Source organism: uncultured Pigmentiphaga sp., from assembly GCF_937950555.1.
Taxonomy (GTDB): Bacteria; Pseudomonadota; Gammaproteobacteria; order Burkholderiales; family Burkholderiaceae_B; genus Pigmentiphaga.
Genome location: NZ_CALFCW010000022.1, coordinates 81,124 through 105,565 on the forward strand (window position 1 = coordinate 81,124; position 24,442 = coordinate 105,565).

Below are 24,442 nucleotides of genomic sequence, written 5' to 3' on the forward strand. Positions count from 1 at the left end.
AATCGCGGTCCGCGCGCTGCGCCAGGCGGGCGGAAGGGGCGCCATCAGTTAACATTTAAGTGGTTCTGCACGTCACCATGAAACGATCCCCTGCTACGCGGCGCAGGCCTGCCGCACCGGAAACCGTGCCGTGCACGGATGCCGTCAAGGCATTCGAGCTAACCGACGTGGTGTCGCATTTGCTCAGGCGGGCGCATTTCCGGGCCGAAGCGCTGTTCATGCAGACCTTCCACGATGAAGATCTGACCCCGCGCCAGAAGGCTTTGCTGATTACCGTTTGCAAGCATCCGGGCGCGACGCAGAACCAATTGGCCGAAGATATTGCGTTGGACCGCAATTCCTTGGCTGACATGATCAACCGCTTGGTGCGCAAAGGGTATTTGCGTCGCCAACGGTCCGCCGACGACAAGCGGGCCTATTCGGTGACGATCACCCAAGCGGGCGTGGACGTGCTCGAGCGCATACTGCCGCGCGACAAAGAAGTGGAGGAGGCCATCATTGCCGTGTTGCCGCCTGAGTATCGGGCGTTGTTCATCAAGTGTCTCAAATTGATGGCCGGGGTTGCACCGTGAGGGGCGGCCGTTGTCCGTCGATTGCTTTCTCACGTATATTCGTACGTATACGGCATAAAAAACGTTTCGAAGACGGTTCTAGCACCAGACGTTTCATTTTTTCTTCAACTTCCAGACAGGACTACCCATGGGGCAGATAGGACAAGGAGGCGCCTCCGCCGAGGTGATCGCCGGGCTGGCGCAGCGCTTGCGCGATGCGCATGAAAGCCGCGTTGCCATCGATCCGATACGCGATCAATTGCCGGCTGGCGACTTGGACGCCGCATACGCGGTGCAACAGGCCAATACGGACTACTGGGTCCGGCAGGGGCGCAGGCTCGTCGGCCGCAAGATCGGGTTGACCTCCAAGGCGGTGCAGGCGCAGCTGGGCGTGGACCAGCCTGATTACGGCATGTTGTTTGCCGACATGTCGGTGTGCGACGGCGAGGAGGTCCCCCTGTCGAGGCTGATCCAGCCCAAGGTCGAGGCGGAAATCGCCTTCGTGATGGAGCGCGACCTCACCCAGCCCATGGCCACCATGGCTGAGCTGATCTCGGCCGTGGCGTACGCGCTGCCGGCCATCGAGATCGTCGACAGCCGCATCGCGAACTGGAAGATCAGCATCGTCGACACCATCGCCGACAACGCGTCGTCCGGGCTGTTCGTACTGGGCAATCGCCCGGTCAAGCTGAGCGACTTCGACGGCCGGCTGTGCGGGATGGTCATGGAGCGCAATGGCGACCAGGTGTCGATCGGCGCGGGCGCGGCATGCCTGGGGCATCCTCTGAACGCCGCGCTGTGGCTGGCCCGGAAGATGGCCGAGTGCGGCAGCCCGCTGCGCGCGGGCGACGTGGTGTTGAGCGGCGCGCTGGGCCCCATGGTCGCAGTGCAAGGTGAGGAAATTCTCGAAGCGCGCATCAACGGGCTGGGCTCGGTGCGCGCGGTATTTGGTGCGAAGGAGCAAGCATGAGCGGTCCGCTGTTGTCTCTTCCCGATGTGGCGCGCGAGCTGGACGAAGCCGCATGCACGCCGCGTGCCGCCGAGCAGTTTGCGGAACGCCGCCCGATGACGCTCGCCGAGGCCTATGAGGTGCAGCGCTTGCTGATCCAGCGGCGCATCGATCGCGGTCATCGCCGCATCGGCATGAAAATGGGTTTCACCAGCCGGGCCAAGATGGTCCAGATGGGCGTCCACGACATGATCTGGGGCCGGCTGACGCACGACATGCGCGTAGACGAGGGTGGCGAGCTCAAGCTGTCGACCCGCGTGCATCCGCGTGTCGAGCCCGAAATCGCGTTCCTGCTGCGCAAACCTTTGTCGGGCATCGTCTCGCCGGTCGAGGCCCTGGATGCGGTGGAGGCCATCGCGCCGGCGCTCGAGATCATCGATTCGCGCTACAAGGCTTTCAAGTTCTCGCTCGAGGACGTCGTGGCCGACAACGCATCGTCGTCCGGCGTCGTGATCGGCACCTGGCACAAGCCTAGCATCGATTTTTCGAACCTGGGCCTGATCATGTCTTGCAACGGCAAGCCGCAGCAGGTGGGCACCACGGCCGCCATCCTGGGCCATCCCGTACGCTCGCTGGTCGCTGCTGCCCGCTTGGTGGCGGAAGCCGGAGAGATCCTGCCGGAAGGTTCGATCGTGATGGCAGGGGGCGCGAGTGCCGCCGAAGCGCTGGTGGCGGGCACCTGGGTCGAGCTCGAGATGCAGGAGCTGGGGCGCGTGGGGTTCCACGTTACGGCGTAAGCAGAGCCAGGGCAGGCCCGGCCGTTCCGGGCCTGCCTGCCCCGGAAGTCGCCTATCGTCGGAATTTTTCATAGTAATGAAGGATTGTCCCCATATAACTTAGTGTTCTATGCATATGGGGACTTCGTCTGAGCCCTCTCAGGGCTAACCCCTACAATCTCATGATGTCATTCTTGCGTGCAGCGCGACCATCATGAGATTCCTCGCTTTTCTCGCCGCGTGGGTGTTGGCGTTTGCCGCCCATGCTGGCGCAGATCCCCGTCCATCTCCTATTCTGTCGCCGGCCGAGCTCAGCGCTCTGATTGCTTCTGCTTCGCCCGCGGTGACGGTCATCGATATCCGGCCGCCGGCCGAGTACCGGCAAGGTCACATTCCCGGCGCTTTGTCCGCGCCTTACGGTTCGTGGCGCGGTCCCGCGCACAGTCCCGGGACATTGCCGCCGCTGGAAGCCTTGACGGCGCAGGTCCGCAAGCTCGGATTGACGCCCGCGCGCCATGCCGTGGTGGTTTCTTCGGGCGCGGACGTCACCGATTTCGGCGCGGCCGCCCGCGTGTACTGGACGCTCAAGTACTTGGGGCTGGAGCGCCTGTCGGTCTTGAACGGCGGCATGCAGGCATGGCAACAGGCGCAGCAGCCGCTGAGCACCGAAGCAGCTCCGGCGCCGGCTCCCAGCGACTACGAGCCGAAGTTGAACACCGCCATCATCGCCACGCAGTCCGACGTGCTCGCCAGCCTGGATAGGAACGATGCCAGGCTGATCGACGCGCGCCCCAAGAATTTCTTCGAAGGGCTGGTGAAGGCGCCGACGGCGTCGGTGCCCGGCACCATACAGGGGGCGAAGAACATTCCGCATAGCGTGTGGTTCTCGCCGGGCAGCACCCAAATCGTCTCGGCCGAGGAAGCGCGGGCCATTGCCGCGCGGGAATTCCCCGACCTCGCCGCCGATAACATCGCATTCTGCAATACCGGCCATTGGGCGGCCACGGACTGGTTTGCGTTGTCCGAGCTCGCCGGGTTGCCCAACATCCGCATGTACCCCGAGTCCCTGGCCGATTGGACCAATGCCGACCAGCCCCTGCCCATGGACAACACGCCGGGTCGGGCGAGCCAGATCGCGGATAAGTTCAAGAAGTTGTTCGGCAAGTCGTAAAGGAATTCCTCGATGCAAGCGACATATCCCCCGTCGGCCTCGCCGGCCGGCCTTTCCCCTGGCGCAGCCGCACCGGCTGGCACGCGCTGGCCGCTGACGCTCGCCATCGTGGCGGCGGTCCTGGCCCTGGCGTGGTTCGTGACGGTCAGGCAAGCCGTGCTGTTCCTGATTGGCGTTGGCATGGGCGGCTTGCTGGCCGGTGCGCGCTTCGGCTTCACCACGGGCTGGCGCCGCCTGATCGAGGCCCGCGATGCGAGCGGCGTGTTCGCGCAAATCATCCTCCTGGCGGTGGCGGCCGCCATCTCCATTCCCTTGTTGTCCAGCTTTCCGGCCGAGTTGTCTGCGGCGTTGGGACCACCCAGCGTCAGCCTGCTGGTAGGCGCTTTCGTGTTCGGCATCACCATGCAGATTGCCGATGGCTGCGGCTCGGGCACCTTGTACAAGGCTGGCCTGGGCATTCCCCTGAACATGGGCGTGTTGCCCTTGTTTGCGCTGGGAAGCTTCCTCGGGTCTGTCCACCTGCATGACTGGCTTTCATTGGGCGCCATCGCGCCAGTCAGCCTGGTGCGCGAACTCGGCTCTGCCAAGGCGCTCGCGGCGACTTTCGCCGGCCTCGCCGCCGTCGGCGCGGCGGCGTGGCTCTGGTCGCGCAAAGGTGGCGGGGCGTCCCGGCTTTGGAACCGCAAGCTCGTGCTGGCAGGGATCGGCCTGGCTTTGCTGGCGGCCGCCAATCTCGTCGTGGCCGGGCAACCCTGGGGCGTGGTCTATGGCTTCGGGCTCTGGGCGGCCAAGCTCGCCACGGCCGCGGGCGCGTTCGACCCGGGCTCCAATGCATTCTGGGGCCAGGCCGGCAACCTGCGTGCGTTGGATCAAAGCGTGTTTCTGGACGTCACGTCGATCACCAACATCGGCATCATGGCTGGGGCGCTTTGGATTTCCGCGCGTCGCCCGGTCGAGGGAAAACCGCTGCGCGCGGGCCAATGGGCGGCCGTGCTGGTGGCGGGCTTTTTGCTCGGCTACAGTTCGCGGCTCGCGTTCGGCTGCAACGTGGGCGCAATGGTCAGTGGCATTTCCACCGGCAGCTTGCATGGCTGGATATGGGTGGCGCTGGCTTTCGCCGGCTCGTTGATCGGCGTGCCCTTGCGGCGCCGCCTCGGCGTTTGAGGAGGAGGACCCGATGCGTTCCCGTATATCGGCGATCGCGGCCTTTTGGGCCGCGCTGATCGTCTTTTTCGCGTGGGACTGGGCGCACTCCAGTCCCGTCAACCACAGGAAAGAGCCCGCCATCATTGCCATTGGCTCAGGGCAGGCGCCCAGCGGAGGGCACTGCTCGGCATTTTGAAGGGCGACGCCTGCTGATGATTATTTGCAACTCCTGTGCATATGCAATAGAGTTGCATTAATCTCGGTTTTGCGCAAGAATGCCGCTCTCGCCGGGCATGGTTCCCCATGCCCGGCGGGGCGGCTTTTTTTGCGCCATTCGTCAATGAAAGAAGGAACCGGGATGTTGGGAAGGTTGAATCCTCTGGTCGTGACCTGGACGTGCATCGCCTGGGGGGGATTGTCGGCCCCTGCCTGGGGGCAGGCGGAGGGCGCGTCTGGTCCCGCGCCGCACGTGCTCGATGGGATTACCGTGTCGGCCACGCCCTTGTCGCGCGCGGCAGGGGAGCTGGCCGCCCCCGCCACGGTGCTCGACGAGCCGGACCTGCTCACCGGCCGCGCCGCGACCTTGGGCGAAACACTGGAGCGGGAGCCCGGCATCACGGCCACGCATTTCGGGGCAGGCGCCAGCCGTCCCATCATCCGTGGCATGGATGGCGCGCGGGTCAAGGTCTTGTCCGACGGCGCCGAGGTGCAGGACGCTTCCACCATCAGTCCGGATCACGCAGTGGGGCTCGAGCCCATGTTGTCGCACCGCGTGGAGGTGTTGCGGGGCCCGGCTGCGCTGCTCTATGGCGGTGGCGCGTTGGGGGGCGTGGTCAATGTGCTCGACCACCGCGTTCCGACCGAAGTCCCGGAGGACGGCCTGGAGGGCAGCGTCGAGGTGCGGGGCGCGACCGGCGCGCGCGAAACGGCAGGAGCCTTCGAATTGACTACGGGCGGCCGGGGATGGGTTTTCCATGCGGAAGGGCTCAAGCGCAACGCGAACGACTACGCCGCCGGGCGGGGATGGAGCGGCGGCAACAGGGTGGGCGGTTCGTACAACCATACGGAAACCGGCAGCCTAGGGTTGTCCTGGGTGGGGGATCGCGGCTACCTGGGGCTCGCCTACACGCTGCAGCGCAATCGTTATGGGCTGCCAGGGCATGAGCATGCCTACGAGGGCTGCCACGCTCATGGCACGCACCTGCATTGCCCCGGCGACGGGCATGGCCACGACCACGGGGGCGAGGATGGTCCCGGCGGCGAGCACGAAGGCCAGGCCCATGGTGCGCCCTTCGTGAGCCTGCGCAGCCAGCGCTGGGACGTGCGGGGAGAATGGCGCGACCCGTTCGCCGGATTCAGCCGCGTGCGCGTACGGGGCGGTTTCACCGATTACCAGCACGACGAGATCGAGGAAGAGCGCATTGCCACGACGTTCCGGAACAAGGCGCACGACGGCCGCATTGAGCTCGAGCATGCGCCTTGGGGCGGCTTACGCGGCGTCGTGGGGGTACAGGCGTCCCGCCGCGATTTCAGCGCCTTGGGCGAGGAAGCCTTCGTCCAGCCCACGCTGACGCGCAACCATGGCGTGTTCGCCCTGGAGGAGTACGCCGTCGGCGACTGGCGTTTCGAGGCGGGGGTGCGCCACGAATGGCAGCGCATCGACGTGCGTGGCGACTCGCCAGACGCCAGGCATCGCGGGACGTCCGTGTCGGCGGGCGCGGTCTGGCGGTTTGCGCCGTCGTACTCGCTGGGGATGTCGATATCGCGCTCGCAGCGCCTGCCGACGGCGGAGGAGCTCTATGCCAATGGCCTGCATCTGGCTACCTCCACCTACGAGGTCGGGAATCCGAGCTTGAAGCGTGAAACGTCCCGCCATATTGATGTGACGCTGCGCAAGTTGGCTGGCCCCACGACCTTCTCCGTGTCGGTGTTCCGGAGCCATGTCGACGATTTCATTTACGGCCGCACGCTCGACGTCCATGACGGCCTGCAGCTGCTCGCGTACACGCAGGGCGACGCAAGCTTCACCGGCGTGGAAGCAAAGGTGCGTCATCAAATCGACAAGGTCTTTGCGGTCTCGCTCCTGGGCGATTACGTGCGGGCACGCCTGGACGGAGGCGGTAATTTGCCCAGGATTCCCCCTTATCGCGTGGGGGCACGCCTGGACGCGAAGTGGCAGGCGTGGCGCGGCAACGTGGAGCTGTCTTTCGTCGGTCGCCAAGGCCGGGTCGCGGCATTCGAGACCCCGACCCCGGGGTATGCGATGCTCAATCTCGGCGCCGGGTATGAGGGCCGAGCCGGCGCCACGCGCTACCAGGTTTATGTGCGGGCCATGAACCTCACGGACAAACTCGCGTACCGGCACACGTCGTTCATCAAATATTCGGCGCCACTAATGGGGCGCAGCCTGGTTGCGGGCGTGCGCTGGATGTTCTGACGGCAACGGTGCTCGGCGCTTATCCAGGTGTAACCGCTTGTGGCGTTTTGCTCATCCCTGCGCGCGCCGGGCGGCTCTCCGCGGGCGCTGGCGCCGAAGCAGCCTTTCGGTGCGAGAGTTGTTGTTACAGCGCCGCCGCAGGATGCGGACTATGCTGGAACGGGCTCACTCGTGAAGGAGAGGCGATATGGATCAGGCGTCGAAACAGCAGTCCGCGGCCGGTGAAACATTTAGCATCGACGTAGAGGCCATTCGAAAACGCGCACGCGAAAACCTCGACGAAGGTGCGGTCACGCAAGACTACGGCGCAGATCGCCAGGCTGTACTGAAGATGCTCAACGAGGCCTTGGCGACCGAGCTGGTCTGTGTGCTGCGTTACAAGCGCCACTATTTCATGGCGCGCGGGATTCACGCCGATCCGGTTGCGGCCGAATTTGCCGAACACGCTGCGCAAGAGCAGCAGCATGCCGACGAGATCGCGCAACGCATCGTGCAATTGGGTGGAGAGCCCGACTTCTCTCCGGCCGGCCTGCAGGATCGCAGCCATTCCCAATACGTCGAGGCAGACTCGCTCGAGAGCATGATCAAGGAAAACCTCGTGGCCGAGCGCATTGCCATCGATAGCTATCGCGCCATGATCCGTTACCTCGGCGACAAAGATCCCACGACCCGGCGCATGCTGGAGGAGATCCTTGCGGTCGAGGAGGAGCACGCGGACGATATGTCAGATCTGTTGCAGCGCGGCTAGGCCTGCGGCGGCGAGGCCCCACCGGGAGCGGGGGCGGGGCGGTGGGGGCCACCGCTTTGCGCGGCGTCCAGCGTCGGGGCCGGCATCCCGAACAGGTAGCCTTGCACGTAGTCGGCGCCGACCTGGGTGAGCCGATCCAGGGTCGCGTCGTCTTCCACGCATGTGAAGATCACGCGCGATCCGCGCTCGGCCGCGGTTTTCAGTAGCGGCGGCAGCTCGGTCTCGGGGGAGGCGATGGCGTGCGGCGCGAGCTTGAGGACATCGGGGGCATGCAGGTGCAGTAGCGACTGCGCCTCGCGCACGTCGTTCGCGTGAATGCCGGCCTGGAAGCCGGCTTTGCGGTAATTGCGCAGGATGACGCCAGCCAGCAGAACGTCGTGCGCGGCTTCCGATGGCAGCTGCAGCACGATGCGGGAGGGCGGAACGCCCAGCGCCTCGAGCATGCGGCGGAACGCCTGGCCGTGATCCTGGGTGATGGCCGCGAGCAATCTGCCGTGTACCCGCAGATAAAGTGGCAAATCCGCTTGCGCCTGCGAGAAGTAATTCAGGGTGTGCACGAGCCGGCACAGGCGGTCGAGGCGCACCAGCGTTGCATCATCCGCCGCCTGGGCGAAAAGCCCCCACGGGCTGATGACCTCGCCGTTCGCGGTGCGCGGACGGGCATAGGCATCGTAGCCCGCGGGTTGGCGGGTGCGAATCGCGAAGATGGGCTGAAATGCGCTCGATAGGTCGAGTTCCAGGAACCTGCCGCGAACGGTGCCGTCGTCGGCCAGGCCGAGCGCGGCGTGCATGTCGGGTTGGTTCGAGAGCTTGGCGATGAGTTTCCGGACTTCCGAATAGGCCACGGGATGCTCCTGGGGGCAATGGTGGCCCGCGCGGGGCCTTTTTCCTATTCAGCGTACCGCCGATCACTATTACCGCAAACGATTGTTTCGCGTTTCCGATATTTCCCCTGGATCTAAAGCCCCGAGTCCGCTACCGCGCGCTGTCAGTAGCGCTGCGCAGATTCGAGCTCATCCAGCAAGCGCTGGTAGAGGGCATGGCGCTGCGCCGCGATGCGCCCATCCCGCAAGGCGTCCAGGACGGCGCAGCCGGGCTCGTGGATGTGGGTGCAGTTGTAGAAGCGGCATTTGCCGAGGTACGGCTCGAATTCGGGGAAGCCCCGGACGATTTGCGCGCCGTCCAGGTGCTGCAACCCGAAGGCCTGGAACCCGGGGGAGTCGATCACGTCGGCCCGCGGGGCGACGTCTTCAGGAACGTGGTAGAGGCGGGTGCTGGTGGTGGTGTGCTTGCCGGCGCCCAGGGCTTGTGAATGCTCCTGCGTGGCCGCACCCGCATTGGGAACCAGGGCGTTGAGCAGCGTCGATTTCCCCATGCCGCTTTGCCCCAGCAGGAGAGTCGTGCGGCCGGCCAAGCGGGGCGACAGCAGGGCGCGCGTGCCGCCAACATCGAGCGCGCTGAGCTCCAGTACCGGCACGCCGACCGCCGCGATGTCGGCGAGCCGCGCCCTGGCGCTGGCGAGGCCGGCGGGGCGATCGACCTTATTCAGCACCACCACGGGTTCGACGTCGGCATTGCGTGCGCCGACGAGCGCACGGCCCACGAGGTCGTCCGAAAACTCGGGCTCGGTCGCGACGACGATGAGCAGCAGGTCTACATTCGCCGCGAACTGCTTGGTCCGCATTTCATCCGACCGATAGAGCAGGTTGCGTCGCGGGAGCACGGACAGGATCGCACCTTCGGCCGGCCCTTCCGGCGCGACCAGGACCCAGTCCCCCACCGTAGCCGTGCCTTTCTTGCCGCGCGGATAGCATTGACGGGTCGATCCGTCCTCGAATTCGATCGTGAAATGCCGCCCGAACGCCGCAATCACCCGGCCTCGCAGGCCGGCGCCAGCGGATCCTCCGGCCGTGTTTCGCCTCGGCTTCATGGCGCGTAGATCGCGTCGGTCTTGGCCGCGCAGATGAAGTCGTTCATGGAAATGCCGCCTACGTCATGGGTGCCGTACGAGACGCGCACCTTGCCGTAGCCCACGGTCAGCTCAGGGTGGTGGTCCTCGTTTTCCGCCAGGTCGGCGACCGCGTTCACGAAGGCGATGGTGCGTCGGTAATCCGGGAATGTGAATTCGCGTTCGATCGCGTTTCCCCGGGATGACCATCCGGGCAGCGCTTGCAGCTGCCGTGCAACGGCATCCGGGCTGAGCGGAGACTGGTGCTTCCTGGACTCGCAGCGGCTTGCAAGCAGCTGGGCAACGGTCGATACGGCGTTCATACCTGTTTCCTGGAACGGTGTGGCCCAGACCCACGCGTCGGGCCGCGGCGACGCTGCTTCATGAGGCTGCGGCGCGCAGCCGGCCAATGCGCAGCGTCGCGGGCGGATGCGAATCGTAAAAAGCCGAATGCACGGGATCAGGCGTGAGCGTGGCGGCGTTGTCGTCGTACAGCTTTACCAGTGCCGAGATCAGGTTGGCGGGATCGGTTTGCTCGCTGGCGTAGCGGTCGGCCTCGAACTCGTGCTTGCGCGAGTACCAGCTCGCCACCGGCGTGAAGGGAAAGGTGAACACCGGCGTGACGAGGAAGAAAAGGATGAGGGCCAGTGCATCGTTGCGCCCGTCGAGCGCAGGCATGACGCCAAGGCCTGTGTAGAACCAGGTTTGCTGCGCCAGCCATCCTAGCAGCGCGAAGAAGGCGAGCGAGACGGCGAAGGCGAATACCAGGCGCTTGGTAATGTGACGGTGTTTGAAGTGGCCGAGCTCGTGGGCAAGCACTGCTTCGATTTCCTCCGGCGCCAAGCGCGAGAGCAAGGTATCGAAAAAGACGATGCGCTTATTTTTCCCCAGCCCCGTGAAATAGGCGTTGCCGTGGGCTGAGCGCTTGGAGCCGTCCATGACGAACAAACCGTTCAGCGAGAAACCCGTACGGCGTGCGAGCGCATGGATGCGCTCGGCCAGTGATTGGTCGGCCAGTGGCGTGAACTTGTTGAACATGGGCGCGATCACCGTCGGGAAGAGCAGCATCACGCACACATTGAAGACGACCCACAGCCCCCATCCCCAGAGCCACCAGTAGCGGCCCGCTTCCGCCATGAGCCACAGCAGGGCCGACAGCAGCGGCAGGCCGAGCACGACCGCCAGCACGACGCCCTTGGCCGCGTCGGAGGCGAACAGGCGCAGGGTCATGCGGTTGAATCCGAAGCGCGACTCCAGTACGAATTGCCGCCACAGCGTAAAGGGCAGGTCCAGGAGCGCGAGCAAGGCCGCCACCATGCCGACCAGGAGCAGCTGCCGGACGAAGTCGGATGAGGCCACTGCGGAGGCCAATTCGCTCAGTGCCTGTAGCCCGCCCAGCAGCGTCAGGCCGACCAACACGGCGCTGTCGAAGAGAAGGGAGACGACGTCGAAGCGTATGCGCGCGAGGGTGTAGTCGGCAGCTCGACGATGGCTGGTTTCGCCTATGCGGTCCGCGAATTCGGGGGGGACGGTGTTGCGATGGCGGGCGACGTGCCGCGTCTGGCGGGTGGCAAGCCAGAGGCGGGTGACGACTCCGGCCAACAGCATGAAGACGAACAGCAGGGTAAACACGATGACGGCTCGTTCCTGTTGGCGGCGCGCTGGTTCCGCACCCCCATGCTGCGGCGCACGAGGAGAGCTGGGCGCCGGCCTGTGAGAAAATTGCGGTTTATGCGTGCGCGGGGGCCGCGGCACCGCGCGCGACGTTGCATGGATCCGGAGCACCGATTATATGGCGTTGAACGAAAATCACCTGGTTTGGCTCGATATGGAAATGACGGGGCTGGACCCGGAAAAGGAACGCATCATCGAAGTTGCAGTCGTCGTGACCGACTCGCAGCTGGAGGTGGTTGCCGAGGGCCCGGTCCTGGTCGTGCACCAGCCGGATGCGTTGCTCGACGCCATGGATGCTTGGAACAAGGCCACCCATGGCCGCAGCGGGCTGATCGATAAGGTGAAAGCGTCCACGCTCACTGAAACCCAAGCCGAAGACATCCTGCTCGAGTTCCTCTCGCAGCACGTGCCCCCAGGCAAGTCCCCGCTGTGCGGCAACACCATCAGCCAGGACCGCCGGTTCATGGTGCGCTACATGCCGCGGCTGGAAGCGTTCTTTCACTACCGCAACCTCGACGTCAGCACGCTCAAGGAGCTGTGCCGCCGCTGGAAGCCCGAGATCTACAAGGGATTCGAGAAAAAAAGCCGCCACGAGGCGTTGGCCGACATCTACGAGTCGATTGCCGAGCTCAAGTACTACCGCGAACACTTCCTGCGGGTATGAGGTGGCCGAGGCGCCTCGCCGTCAGGCGGCCGGCCCTTGGCTGCCCGCTACGCGCCAATAGCAATACTGCAGCGCCAGCGCCGAGACAGCCATGCTGGACGAGGCCATGAGCCACATCGTGCCGGCTCCGGTCGGGGAACCCGGCATCAGGGCCGTGATCAGGCCGTCCAAGGCGCCCGCCGCCGGCCCGAAAGCCAGCCACCACCCGCCAAGCAAGCCTATGCCCCAGAGCGCGCCCGCCTGGATCAACATTGGAGCGACGGCCACTTTGTACGCGCGGAGCAGGTAGCTGCTCATGCATTGGAGCGCGTCGAACAAGTGAAAGAAGGGCATCATCGCCAATAACCCCAACGCCACGGCGCCCACCTCGGGGTCGCTCGAGTAGGCGCGGACGATGGGCTGGCGCGCGAGCAGCACGACGGCGATGGTCAGCAGGGCACCCACCGTGCTGAGCATCAATCCGGCCGCCCCGGTGCGGCGTGCTTGTGCCGGGGCGGCGGCCCCGATGGCCTGGGCGGTCAAGGCACCGGTCGATACGCCGAGCGCGAGCGGCATCATGAAGCACAGCGCCACGAGATTCGCCATGATCTGGTGGCCACCGGTGGCGTAGATGCCTTCGCGCGCCACCAGCAGGGCCATGAAAGTAAACGAGGTGACCTCGATCAGGTAGGAGGCACCCATGGGCACGCCCAGCCGGAGTAATTCGCCCAGGATCTTCCAATCGGGGCGCCCGATGCGCAGCCCGAAAGGGCGATAAAAGGCGTCCCGTCGCAGCACGACGACGCTCGCCCCGACGCTGATCCAGAAAACCAACGCGGTCGACAGTCCGGCGCCCACGGCACCCAGGGCGGGAAGGCCACACTTGCCGTAGATGAACAACCAGTTGAGCAGGGCCTTGATGCCGATGCCCGCGATATTGATCGTCATCACCACCTTGGGGCGGGAGACCGCAGTGTTCAGCGCATAGACCGTGCGGAAGATGAGCGCGGCCGGCAGGGCGAGGATGAGCATGTACAGGTATCCCCGCACTTGGGCCCGGACGGCGGGATCCACGTCGCCGGACATCGCCAGCCATGCGTCCGGAAACATCATGGCGGCGCCACCCAAGGCGGACAGGCCGATGGAGAGCCAAACGGACTGCCCCCACGCGCGTCCTATCTTGTCGAAGCGCCCTGCGCCGAAATGTTGGGCGGCGATCGGGATCAGCGCGTGCAGCACGCCCGTCAGGCCGACGAACACCGTGACGTAGATCGAGACGGACAGCGACATGGCCGCCAGGGCGACCGGCGAGGCGTGGCCGGTCATGGCGGTGTCCAGCACGCCGAAAGCCATGCCTGCCCATTGGCCGACCAGCACCGGCCAGCCCTGTTGCAGGATGCGGCGCAGCGTCGCGCCCCAGCCGCCCGGCAGTGCGCTGGCCGCGTTCGCACTCACGAGGCAGGGTGCCCGGGATGCGCCGGGCGCAATAAGATGAAGTATTCGCGTACTTCCGGCGCGCGGCGGAACTCCGCCGCACGGGTGCCTTCCCAAAGCACGCGGCTGCCTGCGTACTCGCCCCGCTGGACGGCGTTCCACAGGACGCTGGCATTGCCTTGCAGCAAAACGAGCGGGCAGTCGCCGGTCAGTTCGAAGCGCAGGCCGTCGAATACCGCGAACGACGCACGTTGCGACAGCCCCAAGCCCGAGCTGCGCACGCATTCGCGCTTGCCGGTGCGCACCCGCTCTTGTTCCAGGGCATGCGCCACCCGGTTGGATACTTCCCGATAACTCTTGTTGTAGTTGATCGAGGGCAGCCACAACGTCATGATCAGCAGCCAACAGGTCACCACGCCGCTTGCAGAGAGCACCGTGCCGCGCCAGAGTCCGGTCGGGCGCGCACGGAAACGCCAGGCGATGAGCGCGACCCAGGCGACCGTGGCGGCTAGCGCTGCACCGAAGGCGAAGAGCGAAAACTCCACTTCGAAGCCGGGGGTCTGGCGGGCGATGTTGCGGGCGATCTTGGGCGGCACGCCGGTCATCATGGCGATCCACCCTATCCAGACCACGCATGCGGCGGCCGAGAACACCATCACGGCAAACCAGTCCAGGGCATTGATCAAGCCCCGGCGCAGCGTCGGCAGCGCCAGCGCTCCCAATACGGAGCACGGGATGACGAGCACGAGATATTCGGCGTCCACCGGTTCCCGGACCGTGCAAAGCAAGACGAGCCCCGCGGCGGTCAGGGCACCGGGGATCGCCACGTGAGGCGAGGCCAGGTAGCCGCGCCAGCGCCATAGCGCGAGCAGCGCCAGCGGGCCCGTCGGCCACAGGAACCAGGGCATGTTGCGCGCGGCACCGGACAAGCCTTGTGGGCTGAGCAGGCCGAAGACGCTGGCGTTCCAGCCCCACCAGCCGCTCATCCAGTAGGGCTTGAGCAGGGCGGCGGGAAGCCACCACGCCAGCGAGAGCACGAGGGCCAGCGGCAGGCTCACCAGCGCGATCCAGCGCACGCCCGGCCGCAGCGGCTGGCAGCGCCACGCGAGCAGGGCGACCGCCAGCAATTGCGGTACGACGGCGGGAAAGCCGCGGGAGAGGAATGCGCCGGCCAGCGCCAGGCCCAGCGTCACGGACGCTGCCCGGGGGTGGTCGAGCATGCGCGCCAACGAATAAAAGGCCAGCGCGTGGAAGGCCAGGCTGGCGGGTTCGGCCGAGGTTTCGTGGCTGCGCCACAACACGCCCAGCGTCGCGAGTAGCAGGAGCAGCGCCGCGTCGGCCAGCATCCGGCCGTAGTCGCGCGGTTCGGGTTGGCCCCCGAACGGCAGGGCCAGGGGCTGCGCCTCGGGCCGCCGGCCGAGCAAGTAGGTGCCGTACCAGAGACTGGCGCTGGCGATGGTGAACCAGATCAGGTTAGGCAGGCGCCCGGCCAGGATGTGCCCCCCCAGGGGAGCGAATAATTCCATGCAAAGCGCGCCCAACCACGTGGCGATCGGCCCTTCCTGCGACACTGCCACGCCAGCCGCCTCCGGGGCCAGCCACTGTTGCCAGCCGCCCTGGTAGGCGCTCCACATTTGCGCGAGGCCGATGACGTCCTCGCTCTTCCAGGGTTCGCGCCGGATCAGTCCGACCACGATGTAAAGCACGCATAGCCCCAGCAGGCCCCAGCGCGGCAGTTTGGTTGCCGCCACTGCGGTCAGCCGGGCCGGCGTGGGCGGCATGATCGACGAATAGAAGGAGGGGAAACGGGAGGACATTGAACCGCTGGGATGACCTAACAGGCGACAAATCGAATTCTAGTAGCCCGCGCCGTTGCCACAGACAAAAAAGGCAGCCTCGAGGGCTGCCTTTTGGGTCCGCAAGGACGGCGACGGTCGCTTAGGCGGATGCCTTCGGCGTACGCGCGAAGCGGGCGCGGAATTTCTCGACGCGGCCGGTCTCGACGATACGGGTTTGCGCACCGGTATAGAAGGGGTGCGATTCGGACGTCACGTCGCACTTAAAGAGCGGGTACGTCTTGCCATCGATCTCGATGGTTTCGCGCGTGTTCACCGTCGAACGGGTGATGAACTTGCCGCCCGTTTGCAGGTCCTGGAAAACGACTTCGCGGTATTCGGGGTGTATGCCTTCTTTCATGGCAATTCCTTGGCGTAAAGTGCGGGTCGCCAGCCGGCCACATCCGGCAACGTTCCCAAATTCGGTAAGCCTACTATTATGGCCGGAAAACCGGGAACGTGCAAGCCAGGGCGGTCAGCCAGCCTGTTGCTCGGCGCCGCAGCCGCAGCCTCGGTGGTTGATGCGGCGGCACCAATACTCCCACGCGCGTTTTGCCGACGGGGCGGCCGGATCCATCTTGGACCGGATCGCAACTTCTCCGGGCGATAGCGCTTTGACCGAATCGCTCATGCGCATGGCCTCCATGAGGATGCGGGCGTTGCGAGGGAGATACATCGCGATCCGGACCGCCTCGAAGAGGTTGCGGCCCGCCACGGAAAAGCCGTGTCCCCGCATCAACACGACCCGGTTTTCGGCCAATGCGCGCGCCAAATCCCTGCCCTGCTGCATGTTGGTCACCAGCAGGTTGGTGTCTCCGAAGCCGTCGCGGATGTCCCAGACGGGCACCCGGTCCCCCATGTCGCTCGCGACATGGATGACGGGCCGCAGGGGGATGTCCGTGATGCTGAACGGGAGCACTTCGTCCGCGTGGCTGTGGACCACGGCATGGACGTCGGGACGAGCCTCATAAATGGCGCCGTGGATGAATCGTTCCATGTATGGAGGCTTGCCGGCGTTTTCCGGAGAGTCGCCATCGAGCGAATACTCCACGATGTCGCCGGCGCCGACCAATTCCGGGCTGCGCGATCGCGACAGGAGATAACGGTCCGGACGGGATGGGTGACGGACGCTGACGTGTCCGTACGCGTCCAGCACACCCTCCCGGGCCAGGATGCGATTGGCGTGGACGAGGTCCTCGATTAGCGTCGCCGGTATGCTCATGGGCCTGCCTCGTTCAGTTGCCCGCCTGGATGCCGGCGGCCTTGACCACCTGCGCCCATTGGCGGATTTCATTGCTGATCAGCGTTTTCATCTCCGCGGGCGTACGGAAGTCGGGCACGAAACCCATGACGTCGAGTTTGCGGCGCGTATCTTCATCTTCCAGGGACTGCCGGAGTGCGTCGGACAGGCGCGCGACGACGGCGGGCGGCGTGCCGTGCGGCGCCATCATGCCGAGCCAGCTGCTGGCGTCGAAGCCGGGCAGGGTTTCGGCCGCGGCCGGAACGTCGGGGTAAGCATCCAGGCGCTTGCCGCTCAACGTGACGAGCAGGCGCAGCCGGCCGTCTTTGATGAAGTCGGCCACCGTGGTGGGCGTGGCGACGAACAACTGCAGCTGCCCCCCGACGACGTCGGTGATGGCCGTGCCCGATCCCTTGTAGGGGATGTGCATGATGTCGATGCCGGTGCGGTCCTTGAGCATTTCCATCGCCAGGTGGGTGGCCGTGCCGGTGCCGGAGCTGGCGTAAGACATCCGGCCGGGGTGCGCCTTCGCGTAGGAGACCAGTTCGGCGAAAGTGCGCACCGGGACCTGCGCGTTGGCGACCACCAAGACCGGGGCGGAGGCCATGGTGCCGACCGGCTCGAAGTCCTTCGTGATGTCGAACGGCAGGTTCTTGTAGATGGACGGATTGGCGGTGACCGCGATGCTCGCGAGCACGAGCGTATAGCCGTCGGGAGCGGCCTTGGCCGCCTGGGCCGTGCCGATATTGCCGCCGGCTCCGGGCCGGTTTTCGATCACGATCGATTGTTTCAGGCGGGCCGCCATTTTTTCGCCAATCAACCGGGCGACTTGGTCGCTGCCTCCACCCGGCGAGTAGGGGACGATGAAGCGTATCGGCTTGGTCGGATAGGTGCCGGCCTCGGCTGCGCTGGCCGCGCTGGGGGCGGTGGCCAGCAGCGCGGCGGCTGCCGCGGCGTGGAGCGGGCGAAGGAAGGGGGCGCGGATGCTCAACATGTCTCCTCGTTTTTTTCGGTAGTGTGATGCGGGGGCGGATGCCGCCTGCCGGGATTCTGGGGCAGGCCTCACGCGCACGGACGCGCGAGGTTGAGATAGGACGTATCTCGGATCGAAATGGCGCCAGCCAGGGCAAATTCCGGGGGAGCTTGGGCGGCGAGGAGGCGGAGAGTGGAGTTGGGATCGCCCCTGCGGAAGGTGGAGGGAGCGGAGGGAGAGGCGCTCCGCCGTGCGGCGACGGAGCCCTGCGGCGCTCCCCTGCAATCGGGGCAGCGCCTAGCAAGCCGGCTTAGCCGCCTTTCTTCATCATGTCGAAGAATTCGGCATTGTTCTTGGTTGCGCGCATCTTGTCGAGGATGAACTCCATCGCCTGGATTTCGTCCATGTCGAAGATGAACTTGCGCAGCACCCAAACCTTCTGCAGCACGTCCGGCTTGATCAGCAGCTCTTCGCGGCGCGTGCCGGACTTGTTCAGGTTGATGGCGGGGTAGACCCGCTTTTCGGCGAGGCGCCGTTCGAGGTGGACTTCGCTGTTGCCGGTGCCCTTGAATTCTTCGTAGATCACGTCGTCCATGCGGCTGCCCGTCTCGATCAGGGCCGTGCCGATGATGGTGAGCGAGCCGCCTTCTTCGATATTGCGGGCTGCACCGAAGAAGCGCTTGGGGCGTTGCAGGGCGTTCGCGTCCACGCCACCCGTCAGCACCTTGCCCGAGGCCGGGACCACGGTGTTGTAGGCGCGGGCCAGCCGGGTGATGGAGTCGAGCAGGATCACGACGTCGTGCTTGAGCTCGACCAGGCGCTTGGCCTTTTCGATGACCATTTCTGCCACCTGCACGTGCCGGGTAGCCGGTTCGTCAAAGGTGGACGCCACCACTTCGGCGCGTACCGAGCGCTGCATCTCCGTCACTTCTTCCGGACGTTCGTCGATCATCAGCACGATCATCGTGACGTCGGGGTGGTTGGTGGTGATGGCATGCGCGATGTGCTGCATCATCACCGTCTTGCCCGATTTCGGGCTGGCCACCAGCAGGGCGCGCTGACCTTTCCCGATGGGGGCGAAGATGTCCAGTATCCGCCCTGTCAGGTTCTCTTCGCTCTTGATGTCACGTTCGAGGCGCAGCGGCTTGTTGGGATGCAGCGGCGTCAGGTTCTCGAACATGATGCGGTGCTTCATGGTCTCCGGAGCCTGGCCGTTGACCTTGTCCACCTTGACCAGCGCGAAGTAGCGCTCCCCGTCTTTGGGCGTGCGCACCTCTCCTTCGATGGAGTCGCCGGTGTGCAGGTTGAAGCGGCGGATTTGCGAGGGCGAGATGTAGATGTCGTCGGTGCTGGCAAGATAGGACGTTTCGGGCGACCGCAAGAAGCCGAAACCGTCGGGCAGCACTTCCAGCACGCCATCGCCGAAGATGGGCTCGCCTTGTTTCGCGCGCCGCTTCATGATGGCAAACATGAGCTCCTGCTTGCGCAGGCGGCTCGCGTTCTCGATTTCGAGGGCGGCAGCCATTTCCAGCAGTTGCGATACGTGCAGCGCCTTCAGTTCGTTGAGATGCATCTCGGATAAAGCTCCGGGGGGGTCTTTGGTGACACGTCCTCGTTAGAGGACTTTGCGCAGCGAGTCTGTCGCTCCTGGGCGGATTGGCTGATTCCCGGGGGCGGGAGGCGCACCGCCTATGCGCAAGAGAGGGCGTGGTTAATGGGTTGATCGGGAGGACCGGCAGGGGCCGGCCCGTTATCCATGTTGATTTACAGCGAACTGTCCAGGAAGGCGGTGAGCTGCGACTTGGACAGCGCGCCGACCTTGGTGGCGACCACTTGGCCGTTCTTGAACAGCATCAGGGTGGGAATGCCGCGGATGCCGTACTTGGTGGCGGTGGCGGCGTTTTCGTCGACGTTCAGCTTGGCGATCGTCAGCTTACCCTTGTACTGGACGGCCGCTTCTTCGAGGATGGGGGCGATCATTTTGCAAGGACCGCACCACTCGGCCCAATAATCCACCAGGACCGGTTCATTGGCTTGAAGTACGTCGGCATCGAAGCTGGAGTCGCTCACGTGCTTGATCGCGTCGCTCATGGTTTTCCTTCTGGAGGGTGTGCGCAAAGCGCGGAAGAAAGAGTCGTGCAGTGCGCGGTAATGGGTAACGGATGCTCTGCGGTGGTTATATATGGGCGCCAGTGCTTGGATTCCAGACCCCTGCGGGGAATTTTCTTATGCGCAGATCCTGACGGGAATACCCCTGGGGCGATGCGTGGGTGCGCGATACGCGGGGGGCGGGGCAGGTGGGCGCCGGAATCGGTCGGCGTAGAGCCCGAGATAGCCCAATGGTAACCGCAAAAAAGCCGTTTTTCCAACTGCCCGTTTCCGTGCGGGCCCGAATGTGCCGGAGCGGGCGGCATGCGTTGGGTATTTGCCACGGAGCAGGGCCGAGGCGGCCTTTCGAAGTACCTGCTACACTTGGAGCTGGCGGGCCCCTTCGCATGGCGGAGCGGTGAACCTGGTCAGGTCGGGAACGAAGCAGCCATAGCCGTATCCCGTCAGTGCCGAAGTCAGGCTCGCCTCCTTCCCTCTATTTTCCCTTTCTTTTCCCTTTCCTCGTTCCTCCTTTCGGGAGGGCAGGCCACGGCCACCGTCGCGGGGCCCTGTGGGCCGGTTTCCCCGTGCGCGAACGTGCGGGGGGGATACAATACCCCGCATGACTTATCTGGTGTTGGCCCGCAAATGGCGGCCGCGTTCATTCGATACGCTGGTCGGACAAGAACACGTCGTGCGTGCGCTGACGCACGCCCTGTCTACGCAGCGGCTGCATCACGCCTGGCTCTTCACCGGCACGCGGGGGGTGGGCAAAACCACCTTGTCGCGCATCCTGGCCAAATCCCTCAATTGTGAAACCGGCGTCACGCCCGCGCCCTGCGGCCAGTGCCGCGCCTGCACCGAAATCGATGCCGGCCGCTTCGTCGATTACCTGGAGCTGGACGCGGCGTCGAACCGGGGCGTGGAGGAAATGACGCAGCTGCTCGAGCAGGCGGTGTATTCGCCCACGTCGGGGCGCTTCAAGGTCTACATGATCGACGAAGTGCACATGCTGACGGGGCATGCATTCAACGCCATGCTCAAGACGCTGGAGGAGCCGCCGCCCCACGTCAAATTCATCCTGGCCACCACCGATCCGCAGAAGATACCCATTACGGTCTTGAGCCGGTGCCTGCAATTCAACCTCAAGCAGATGCCGCCCGAGGCCATCGTGGGCCATCTGGAGCACGTGCTCACGCAGGAGCAACTGCCTTTCGAGACGCCGGCATTGCGCCTGATCGGTCAAGCCGCCCGGGGCTCGATGCGGGATGCGCTGTCGCTGACCGACCAGGCCATCGCCTACAGCGCCGGCAACCTGACGGAAGAGGCGGTGCGCGGCATGCTGGGCACCATCGACCAGCGCCACCTCGTCCGGCTCCTGGACGCGATCCGGGCGGGCGACGGCGCGGCGGTGGTGGGCGTCGCCGACGAGCTCGCGGCGCGGAGCCTGTCGTACGGCGGCGCGCTGGCAGACCTGGCGGTCATGCTCTCCCGCATGGGCATCGCGCAGCGGGTTCCGTCGGCCTTGTCCGAGGACGACCCGTTGTCGGGCGAAATCCTGCGACTGGCGGGGCAGTTCAGCGCCGACGAGATCAATTTGTTCTATTCCATCGCCGTCCATAGCCGCGCCGAGCTGGCATTGGCTCCGGACGAGTACGCCGGCTTCGTGATGGCCTGCCTGCGCATGCTCGCATTTACCACCGATCCCCAGTCGGAGGAAAACGGCACGCTCTCGGCCCCGCCGCGCTCGGCTGCATTGAAGGTGTCCCCCGCCGCGGCCGCGACCGTGGCCGCGGCGCCTGCTGCCAAGCCGTCCGCCCCGGTGGGGGCCGCGCGGCCGTCGGCGGCCGCCGAGGCGTTGGCCGCTGCCCGGAGCATGTCGACCGCCGGGCGCCAACGCGGGCAGGCCGCCGGCCCGCCCGCTGCGCCGGCCCCCGGTGCCGCGCCGCGCACGCCCCGCGGCGAAGCGCCGGATGCGGTCCCGGCGGCCGGGGCGCGCGGGGGCGAGCCGGCGGCACGCGCCGAGCCCGAGCAGCCCGCTTCATCTGCGCAGGGCCAGGCCGCTGCTGCGCCCCGCGCCCATGCGGTGGCCCCGGCCTCCGAGCCCCAGGCGGGGATCGAACTCAACGAGCCCTGGCCGGTTTTGGCGGCCAGGCTGCCCATCAAAGGCCTTGCCGCCCAATTGGCCCAGCAAAGCGAGTGGGTGGGGGTGGAAGGCCATACCATCGTGTTGCGCGTGGCGACCCGCGCCCTGGCTGAAAGTGCGGGGGTCGAGCGCTTGCGCAGCGTGCTGGAGGCGCACTTCGGCACGCCAGTTCGGCTGCGTTTCGAGATCGGCCACACCGGCGACGCGACGGCGTTCGCGGTGGCCGAGGCCGAGCGCCAGGCGCGGCAGCAGGCCGCCGAGCAGGCCATCATGAACGATCCCTTCGTCCGGGATCTTCTCGATCAGTTCGGCGGCCAGATCGTCCCGGACTCCATACGCCCCGTATCCCCCGAACCCAAACAAGGAACTTCATCATGATGAAAGGACAGCTTGCCGGCCTGATGCGCCAGGCGCAGCAAATGCAGGAAAACATGAAAAAGGCCCAGGAGGCGCTGGCCGAGATGCTGGTGGAAGGCGCATCGGGCGGCGGTCTGGTGAAGGTGACCATGTCGTGCCGCCACGACGTCAAGCGGGTCGAGATCGACCCCAGCCTGCTGGCTGACGACAAGGACATGCTCGAAGACCTCGTGGCCGCGGCGTTCAACGACGCCTTGCGCAAGGCCGAGGCCGCCAGCCAGGAAAAAATGGCCTCGCTGACGGCCGGGTTGCCCCTGCCGCCGGGCATGAAGCTGCCTTTCTAAGCGGGGATCCATGGCCGCCGACAAATTCGTCGGGCCGGCGCCGCTGTCGGTGCTGGTCGATGCACTCAAGCGCCTTCCCGGCGTGGGCGCCAAGTCGGCCCAGCGCATGGCCTACCATTTGTTGCAGCACGATCCGCACGGCGCGCGCCTGCTCAGCCAGGCCCTGGTGGATGCGGTCTCCCGGCTGCGCCACTGCGCGCGCTGCAACACCTTTACCGAATCCGAGATCTGCGAGACCTGCGCCAACCCGCGGCGCGATGCCTCCCTGCTGTGCGTGGTCGAAACGCCGGCCGACCAAAACATGATCGAGGCGAGCCACAGCTACAACGGCCTGTATTTCGTGCTGATGGGTCGGCTCTCGCCGATCGAAGGGGTGGGGCCGAATGAAATCGGGTTCGACCGCCTCATCGAGCGGGCCACGGACGGTCAGGTCAAGGAAGTCATCCTGGCGACCAATTTCACGACCGAGGGCGAGACGACCGCGCATTATCTGGCCGAGGCCCTGCGCGCCCGGGGCCTGGGCGTCACGCGGCTGGCGCGGGGGGTGCCGGCGGGCAGCGAACTGGAGTACGTGGACGCCGGGACTATCGCCTGGGCGCTGATGGACCGGCGGGCACCGTAGCCGCGGTGCCCGCCCGGGGCCAACCGGCGCGGGCTCGCCTCGTGGCGGGTCAGTAGTGAGGCGGGATTTCGTCGCGCAGGCTGCGCGGCGCGCCAGGCACCGCCGCATCGGCTATCTGCTTGCGCAGGGCCGACAGCTCGCGCGCCAGTTGCTCGATCTGTTGCTGTTGGCGAAAAACGGTCTGGTTGAGACGGTCCAGTAGGTCTTCCGCGAAGCCTGCCTTGATTTCCAGCTCAGTCAGCCGCCGTTCGATGTCGGATGTCGTCATGCGTTCGTGAGTCCGTTCATCCGCGCGCTTGCTCGATGATGGCGTCCAGGCGGACGGCGTCCGCGGCGAATACGCGTATGCCCTCGGCCAGTTTTTCGGTCGCCATGGCGTCCTCGTTCAATTGGGTGCGGAACGCGACCTCGGAGACGTCCGCGCGAGGGATGTCGGCGGCCTGGGCCAGCTCAGGCGTCAACCTGGCCGGCACGTCGCCCTGCGCGCCTTCCAGCTCGGCCAGCAGCTCGGGGCTGATCGTGAGCAGGTCGCAGCCTGCCAGGGCGAGGATCTGGCCGGTGTTGCGGAAGCTGGCGCCCATGATTTCGGTGGCGATGCCGTGCTTCTTGTAGTACTGGTAGATGCGGGTGACCGACTGCACGCCAGGATCGTTCGCGCCGCCGTATTTCGCCTCGTCCCATTGTGCGCCCAGCGCCCTTTTGTGCCAATCGTAGATGCGGCCGACGAAAGGCGAGATGAGCTGGACCGCCGCGTCGGCGCAGGCCGCCGCCTGGACGAGGGAGAAAAGCAGCGTCATGTTGCAGCGTATGCCCTCCGACTGCAGGACGCGTGCAGCCTGGATGCCTTCCCAGGTAGAGGCGATCTTGATCAGCACCCGTTCGCGGGGTATGCCGGCGGCCTCGTAGCAAGCGATAATGGAGCGCGCGCGTTCGATCGTGGCGCGGGTGTCGAAGGACAACCGGGCGTCCACCTCGGTCGAAACCCGGCCGGGTACGATGCCCAGGATTTCGATGCCGAAGGCCACGAGCAGCCGGTCCATCAATTCTGCTGCCGATGCACTGCGGAAATCGCGGACGGTGCGCTCCAGCAGCGGGCGGTAGGCCTCTTTTTGTACCGCCTTGAGGATGAGCGACGGGTTCGTGGTCGCGTCGGTGGGGCGGAAGGCCCGCATGGCTTCGAAATCGCCGGTGTCGGCCACCACGACCGTATGGCGCCTCAGGGATTCAAGCTGGTTGGACACGGTTCCTCCGTTAGTTCTTGTTCCATGGGTTATAATTGTAAGGTTTGACGTTCACATTTCACGTCCTTCCCTAGCGCGTACCCACTCTGCTGCCATGGCAGACCCGCCCGCCCGCGCGT

At 65.6% G+C, this 24,442-nt stretch carries 24 protein-coding genes and 1 other RNA gene; 12 read left to right on the forward strand and 13 right to left on the reverse strand.

The window, feature by feature from the left end:
* The first annotated feature begins 77 nt into the window (after window positions 1–77).
* The 7 genes from Q0319_RS05850 (at window position 78) to Q0319_RS05880 (ending at window position 7,778) form a co-directional block, all read left to right on the forward strand.
* Entirely contained in the window at window positions 78–572 is a 495-nt protein-coding gene (locus Q0319_RS05850) for a MarR family transcriptional regulator (protein ID WP_296470341.1), read from the forward strand.
* 127 nt (window positions 573–699) lie between these two features.
* Window positions 700–1,521: a 2-keto-4-pentenoate hydratase gene (mhpD, locus tag Q0319_RS05855; protein ID WP_296470344.1), complete on the forward strand. Its 822-nt coding sequence runs from the start codon at window positions 700–702 to the stop codon at window positions 1,519–1,521.
* Window positions 1,518–2,297 carry a fumarylacetoacetate hydrolase family protein gene (locus Q0319_RS05860; RefSeq protein ID WP_296470348.1) on the forward strand — a complete coding sequence of 260 codons (780 nt, stop codon included), beginning with the start codon at window positions 1,518–1,520 and terminating at the stop codon, window positions 2,295–2,297. Before mhpD ends, Q0319_RS05860 begins: the two co-directional genes overlap by 4 nt.
* A gap of 193 nt (window positions 2,298–2,490) precedes the next feature.
* Window positions 2,491–3,447 (forward strand): rhodanese-like domain-containing protein, encoded by a 957-nt coding sequence (locus Q0319_RS05865; protein ID WP_299451421.1) that lies wholly within the window; start codon window positions 2,491–2,493, stop codon window positions 3,445–3,447.
* Window positions 3,448–3,459: 12 nt separating this feature from the next.
* Window positions 3,460–4,611: a YeeE/YedE thiosulfate transporter family protein gene (locus tag Q0319_RS05870; protein WP_296471261.1), complete on the forward strand. Its 1,152-nt coding sequence runs from the start codon at window positions 3,460–3,462 to the stop codon at window positions 4,609–4,611.
* 340 nt (window positions 4,612–4,951) lie between these two features.
* Window positions 4,952–7,030, forward strand: a complete 2,079-nt coding sequence (locus Q0319_RS05875; protein ID WP_299451422.1) for a TonB-dependent receptor — start codon at window positions 4,952–4,954, stop codon at window positions 7,028–7,030.
* A 187-nt stretch (window positions 7,031–7,217) separates the two neighbouring features.
* The gene (locus Q0319_RS05880) at window positions 7,218–7,778 is read left to right on the forward strand and encodes a ferritin-like domain-containing protein (RefSeq protein ID WP_299451423.1); all 561 of its coding nucleotides are present in this window, start codon (window positions 7,218–7,220) and stop codon (window positions 7,776–7,778) included.
* Here the strand turns inward: Q0319_RS05880 and Q0319_RS05885 are convergent.
* The 4 genes from Q0319_RS05885 to Q0319_RS05900 all read right to left on the reverse strand — a co-directional run bounded on the left by Q0319_RS05885 (window position 7,775) and on the right by Q0319_RS05900 (window position 11,334).
* Window positions 7,775–8,623 (reverse strand): EAL domain-containing protein, encoded by an 849-nt coding sequence (locus tag Q0319_RS05885; protein ID WP_299451424.1) that lies wholly within the window; start codon window positions 8,621–8,623, stop codon window positions 7,775–7,777. The genes Q0319_RS05880 and Q0319_RS05885 overlap by 4 nt on opposite strands.
* A 143-nt stretch (window positions 8,624–8,766) precedes the next feature.
* Complete coding sequence (gene rsgA / locus Q0319_RS05890) at window positions 8,767–9,708, reverse strand: ribosome small subunit-dependent GTPase A (protein WP_299451425.1); 942 nt, start codon at window positions 9,706–9,708, stop codon at window positions 8,767–8,769.
* A complete protein-coding gene (locus Q0319_RS05895) occupies window positions 9,705–10,049 on the reverse strand; it encodes a 4a-hydroxytetrahydrobiopterin dehydratase (protein WP_299451426.1) in 345 nt (114 codons plus the stop codon). Before Q0319_RS05895 ends, rsgA begins: the two co-directional genes overlap by 4 nt.
* Before the next feature lie 58 nt (window positions 10,050–10,107).
* Window positions 10,108–11,334 (reverse strand): M48 family metallopeptidase, encoded by a 1,227-nt coding sequence (locus Q0319_RS05900; protein WP_296468200.1) that lies wholly within the window; start codon window positions 11,332–11,334, stop codon window positions 10,108–10,110.
* 184 nt (window positions 11,335–11,518) lie between these two features.
* Between Q0319_RS05900 and orn the strand changes: the two genes are divergently transcribed.
* Entirely contained in the window at window positions 11,519–12,064 is a 546-nt protein-coding gene (orn, locus tag Q0319_RS05905) for an oligoribonuclease (protein ID WP_296468182.1), read from the forward strand.
* 21 nt (window positions 12,065–12,085) lie between these two features.
* Here orn and Q0319_RS05910 read toward each other — a convergent pair whose 3' ends face one another.
* From Q0319_RS05910 to trxA, 7 genes are all read right to left on the reverse strand, one after another.
* Entirely contained in the window at window positions 12,086–13,498 is a 1,413-nt protein-coding gene (locus Q0319_RS05910) for an MATE family efflux transporter (protein ID WP_296468184.1), read from the reverse strand.
* The gene (locus Q0319_RS05915; protein WP_296468186.1) at window positions 13,495–15,294 is read right to left on the reverse strand and encodes a glycosyltransferase; all 1,800 of its coding nucleotides are present in this window, start codon (window positions 15,292–15,294) and stop codon (window positions 13,495–13,497) included. The genes Q0319_RS05910 and Q0319_RS05915 overlap by 4 nt, the downstream gene beginning before the upstream one ends.
* Window positions 15,295–15,415: 121 nt before the next feature.
* A complete protein-coding gene (locus Q0319_RS05920) occupies window positions 15,416–15,673 on the reverse strand; it encodes a type B 50S ribosomal protein L31 (protein ID WP_296468189.1) in 258 nt (85 codons plus the stop codon).
* A gap of 114 nt (window positions 15,674–15,787) precedes the next feature.
* Complete coding sequence (locus Q0319_RS05925; protein WP_296468192.1) at window positions 15,788–16,534, reverse strand: class II aldolase/adducin family protein; 747 nt, start codon at window positions 16,532–16,534, stop codon at window positions 15,788–15,790.
* 13 nt (window positions 16,535–16,547) lie between these two features.
* On the reverse strand, window positions 16,548–17,546 hold the full coding sequence (locus Q0319_RS05930; protein ID WP_296468194.1) for a tripartite tricarboxylate transporter substrate binding protein: 999 nt from the start codon (window positions 17,544–17,546) through the stop codon (window positions 16,548–16,550).
* 289 nt (window positions 17,547–17,835) lie between these two features.
* Complete coding sequence (gene rho / locus Q0319_RS05935; protein WP_296468196.1) at window positions 17,836–19,098, reverse strand: transcription termination factor Rho; 1,263 nt, start codon at window positions 19,096–19,098, stop codon at window positions 17,836–17,838.
* Between the two features lie 191 nt (window positions 19,099–19,289).
* Window positions 19,290–19,616 carry a thioredoxin TrxA gene (gene trxA / locus Q0319_RS05940; protein WP_296468198.1) on the reverse strand — a complete coding sequence of 109 codons (327 nt, stop codon included), beginning with the start codon at window positions 19,614–19,616 and terminating at the stop codon, window positions 19,290–19,292.
* Window positions 19,617–20,005: 389 nt separating this feature from the next.
* On the opposite strand from trxA, the gene ffs reads away from it, so the two are divergent.
* From ffs to recR, 4 genes are all read left to right on the forward strand, one after another.
* Window positions 20,006–20,103, forward strand: an RNA gene (gene ffs, locus Q0319_RS05945) — signal recognition particle sRNA small type.
* 132 nt (window positions 20,104–20,235) lie between these two features.
* The gene (gene dnaX / locus Q0319_RS05950) at window positions 20,236–22,137 is read left to right on the forward strand and encodes a DNA polymerase III subunit gamma/tau (RefSeq protein ID WP_299451427.1); all 1,902 of its coding nucleotides are present in this window, start codon (window positions 20,236–20,238) and stop codon (window positions 22,135–22,137) included.
* Window positions 22,134–22,460 (forward strand): YbaB/EbfC family nucleoid-associated protein, encoded by a 327-nt coding sequence (locus Q0319_RS05955; protein WP_296470323.1) that lies wholly within the window; start codon window positions 22,134–22,136, stop codon window positions 22,458–22,460. Before dnaX ends, Q0319_RS05955 begins: the two co-directional genes overlap by 4 nt.
* A 10-nt stretch (window positions 22,461–22,470) precedes the next feature.
* Window positions 22,471–23,082: a recombination mediator RecR gene (recR, locus tag Q0319_RS05960; protein WP_296470326.1), complete on the forward strand. Its 612-nt coding sequence runs from the start codon at window positions 22,471–22,473 to the stop codon at window positions 23,080–23,082.
* Window positions 23,083–23,131: 49 nt separating this feature from the next.
* Here recR and Q0319_RS05965 read toward each other — a convergent pair whose 3' ends face one another.
* Both Q0319_RS05965 and tal read right to left on the reverse strand, forming a co-directional pair.
* The gene (locus Q0319_RS05965) at window positions 23,132–23,350 is read right to left on the reverse strand and encodes a SlyX family protein (protein WP_296470329.1); all 219 of its coding nucleotides are present in this window, start codon (window positions 23,348–23,350) and stop codon (window positions 23,132–23,134) included.
* 16 nt (window positions 23,351–23,366) lie between these two features.
* A complete protein-coding gene (gene tal, locus Q0319_RS05970; RefSeq protein ID WP_296470331.1) occupies window positions 23,367–24,323 on the reverse strand; it encodes a transaldolase in 957 nt (318 codons plus the stop codon).
* Between the last annotated feature and the right edge of the window lie 119 nt (window positions 24,324–24,442).

What these genes read in the sequence shown, in the direction of transcription:
- dnaX (WP_299451427.1), top strand. Translation starts at nt 20,236, where the DNA reads ATGACTTATCTGGTGTTGGCCCGCAAATGGCGGCCGCGTTCATTCGAT.
- Q0319_RS05965 (WP_296470329.1), bottom strand. Translation starts at nt 23,350, where the DNA reads ATGACGACATCCGACATCGAACGGCGGCTGACTGAGCTGGAAATCAAG.
- recR (WP_296470326.1), top strand. Translation starts at nt 22,471, where the DNA reads ATGGCCGCCGACAAATTCGTCGGGCCGGCGCCGCTGTCGGTGCTGGTC.
- rsgA (WP_299451425.1), bottom strand. Translation starts at nt 9,708, where the DNA reads ATGAAGCCGAGGCGAAACACGGCCGGAGGATCCGCTGGCGCCGGCCTG.
- Q0319_RS05920 (WP_296468189.1), bottom strand. Translation starts at nt 15,673, where the DNA reads ATGAAAGAAGGCATACACCCCGAATACCGCGAAGTCGTTTTCCAGGAC.
- Q0319_RS05850 (WP_296470341.1), top strand. Translation starts at nt 78, where the DNA reads ATGAAACGATCCCCTGCTACGCGGCGCAGGCCTGCCGCACCGGAAACC.
- Q0319_RS05925 (WP_296468192.1), bottom strand. Translation starts at nt 16,534, where the DNA reads ATGAGCATACCGGCGACGCTAATCGAGGACCTCGTCCACGCCAATCGC.
- Q0319_RS05900 (WP_296468200.1), bottom strand. Translation starts at nt 11,334, where the DNA reads ATGCTGTTGGCCGGAGTCGTCACCCGCCTCTGGCTTGCCACCCGCCAG.
- mhpD (WP_296470344.1), top strand. Translation starts at nt 700, where the DNA reads ATGGGGCAGATAGGACAAGGAGGCGCCTCCGCCGAGGTGATCGCCGGG.
- Q0319_RS05930 (WP_296468194.1), bottom strand. Translation starts at nt 17,546, where the DNA reads ATGTTGAGCATCCGCGCCCCCTTCCTTCGCCCGCTCCACGCCGCGGCA.
- trxA (WP_296468198.1), bottom strand. Translation starts at nt 19,616, where the DNA reads ATGAGCGACGCGATCAAGCACGTGAGCGACTCCAGCTTCGATGCCGAC.
- Q0319_RS05880 (WP_299451423.1), top strand. Translation starts at nt 7,218, where the DNA reads ATGGATCAGGCGTCGAAACAGCAGTCCGCGGCCGGTGAAACATTTAGC.
- Q0319_RS05860 (WP_296470348.1), top strand. Translation starts at nt 1,518, where the DNA reads ATGAGCGGTCCGCTGTTGTCTCTTCCCGATGTGGCGCGCGAGCTGGAC.
- Q0319_RS05955 (WP_296470323.1), top strand. Translation starts at nt 22,134, where the DNA reads ATGATGAAAGGACAGCTTGCCGGCCTGATGCGCCAGGCGCAGCAAATG.
- Q0319_RS05865 (WP_299451421.1), top strand. Translation starts at nt 2,491, where the DNA reads ATGAGATTCCTCGCTTTTCTCGCCGCGTGGGTGTTGGCGTTTGCCGCC.
- Q0319_RS05895 (WP_299451426.1), bottom strand. Translation starts at nt 10,049, where the DNA reads ATGAACGCCGTATCGACCGTTGCCCAGCTGCTTGCAAGCCGCTGCGAG.
- orn (WP_296468182.1), top strand. Translation starts at nt 11,519, where the DNA reads ATGGCGTTGAACGAAAATCACCTGGTTTGGCTCGATATGGAAATGACG.
- Q0319_RS05875 (WP_299451422.1), top strand. Translation starts at nt 4,952, where the DNA reads ATGTTGGGAAGGTTGAATCCTCTGGTCGTGACCTGGACGTGCATCGCC.
- Q0319_RS05870 (WP_296471261.1), top strand. Translation starts at nt 3,460, where the DNA reads ATGCAAGCGACATATCCCCCGTCGGCCTCGCCGGCCGGCCTTTCCCCT.
- rho (WP_296468196.1), bottom strand. Translation starts at nt 19,098, where the DNA reads ATGCATCTCAACGAACTGAAGGCGCTGCACGTATCGCAACTGCTGGAA.
- Q0319_RS05915 (WP_296468186.1), bottom strand. Translation starts at nt 15,294, where the DNA reads ATGTCCTCCCGTTTCCCCTCCTTCTATTCGTCGATCATGCCGCCCACG.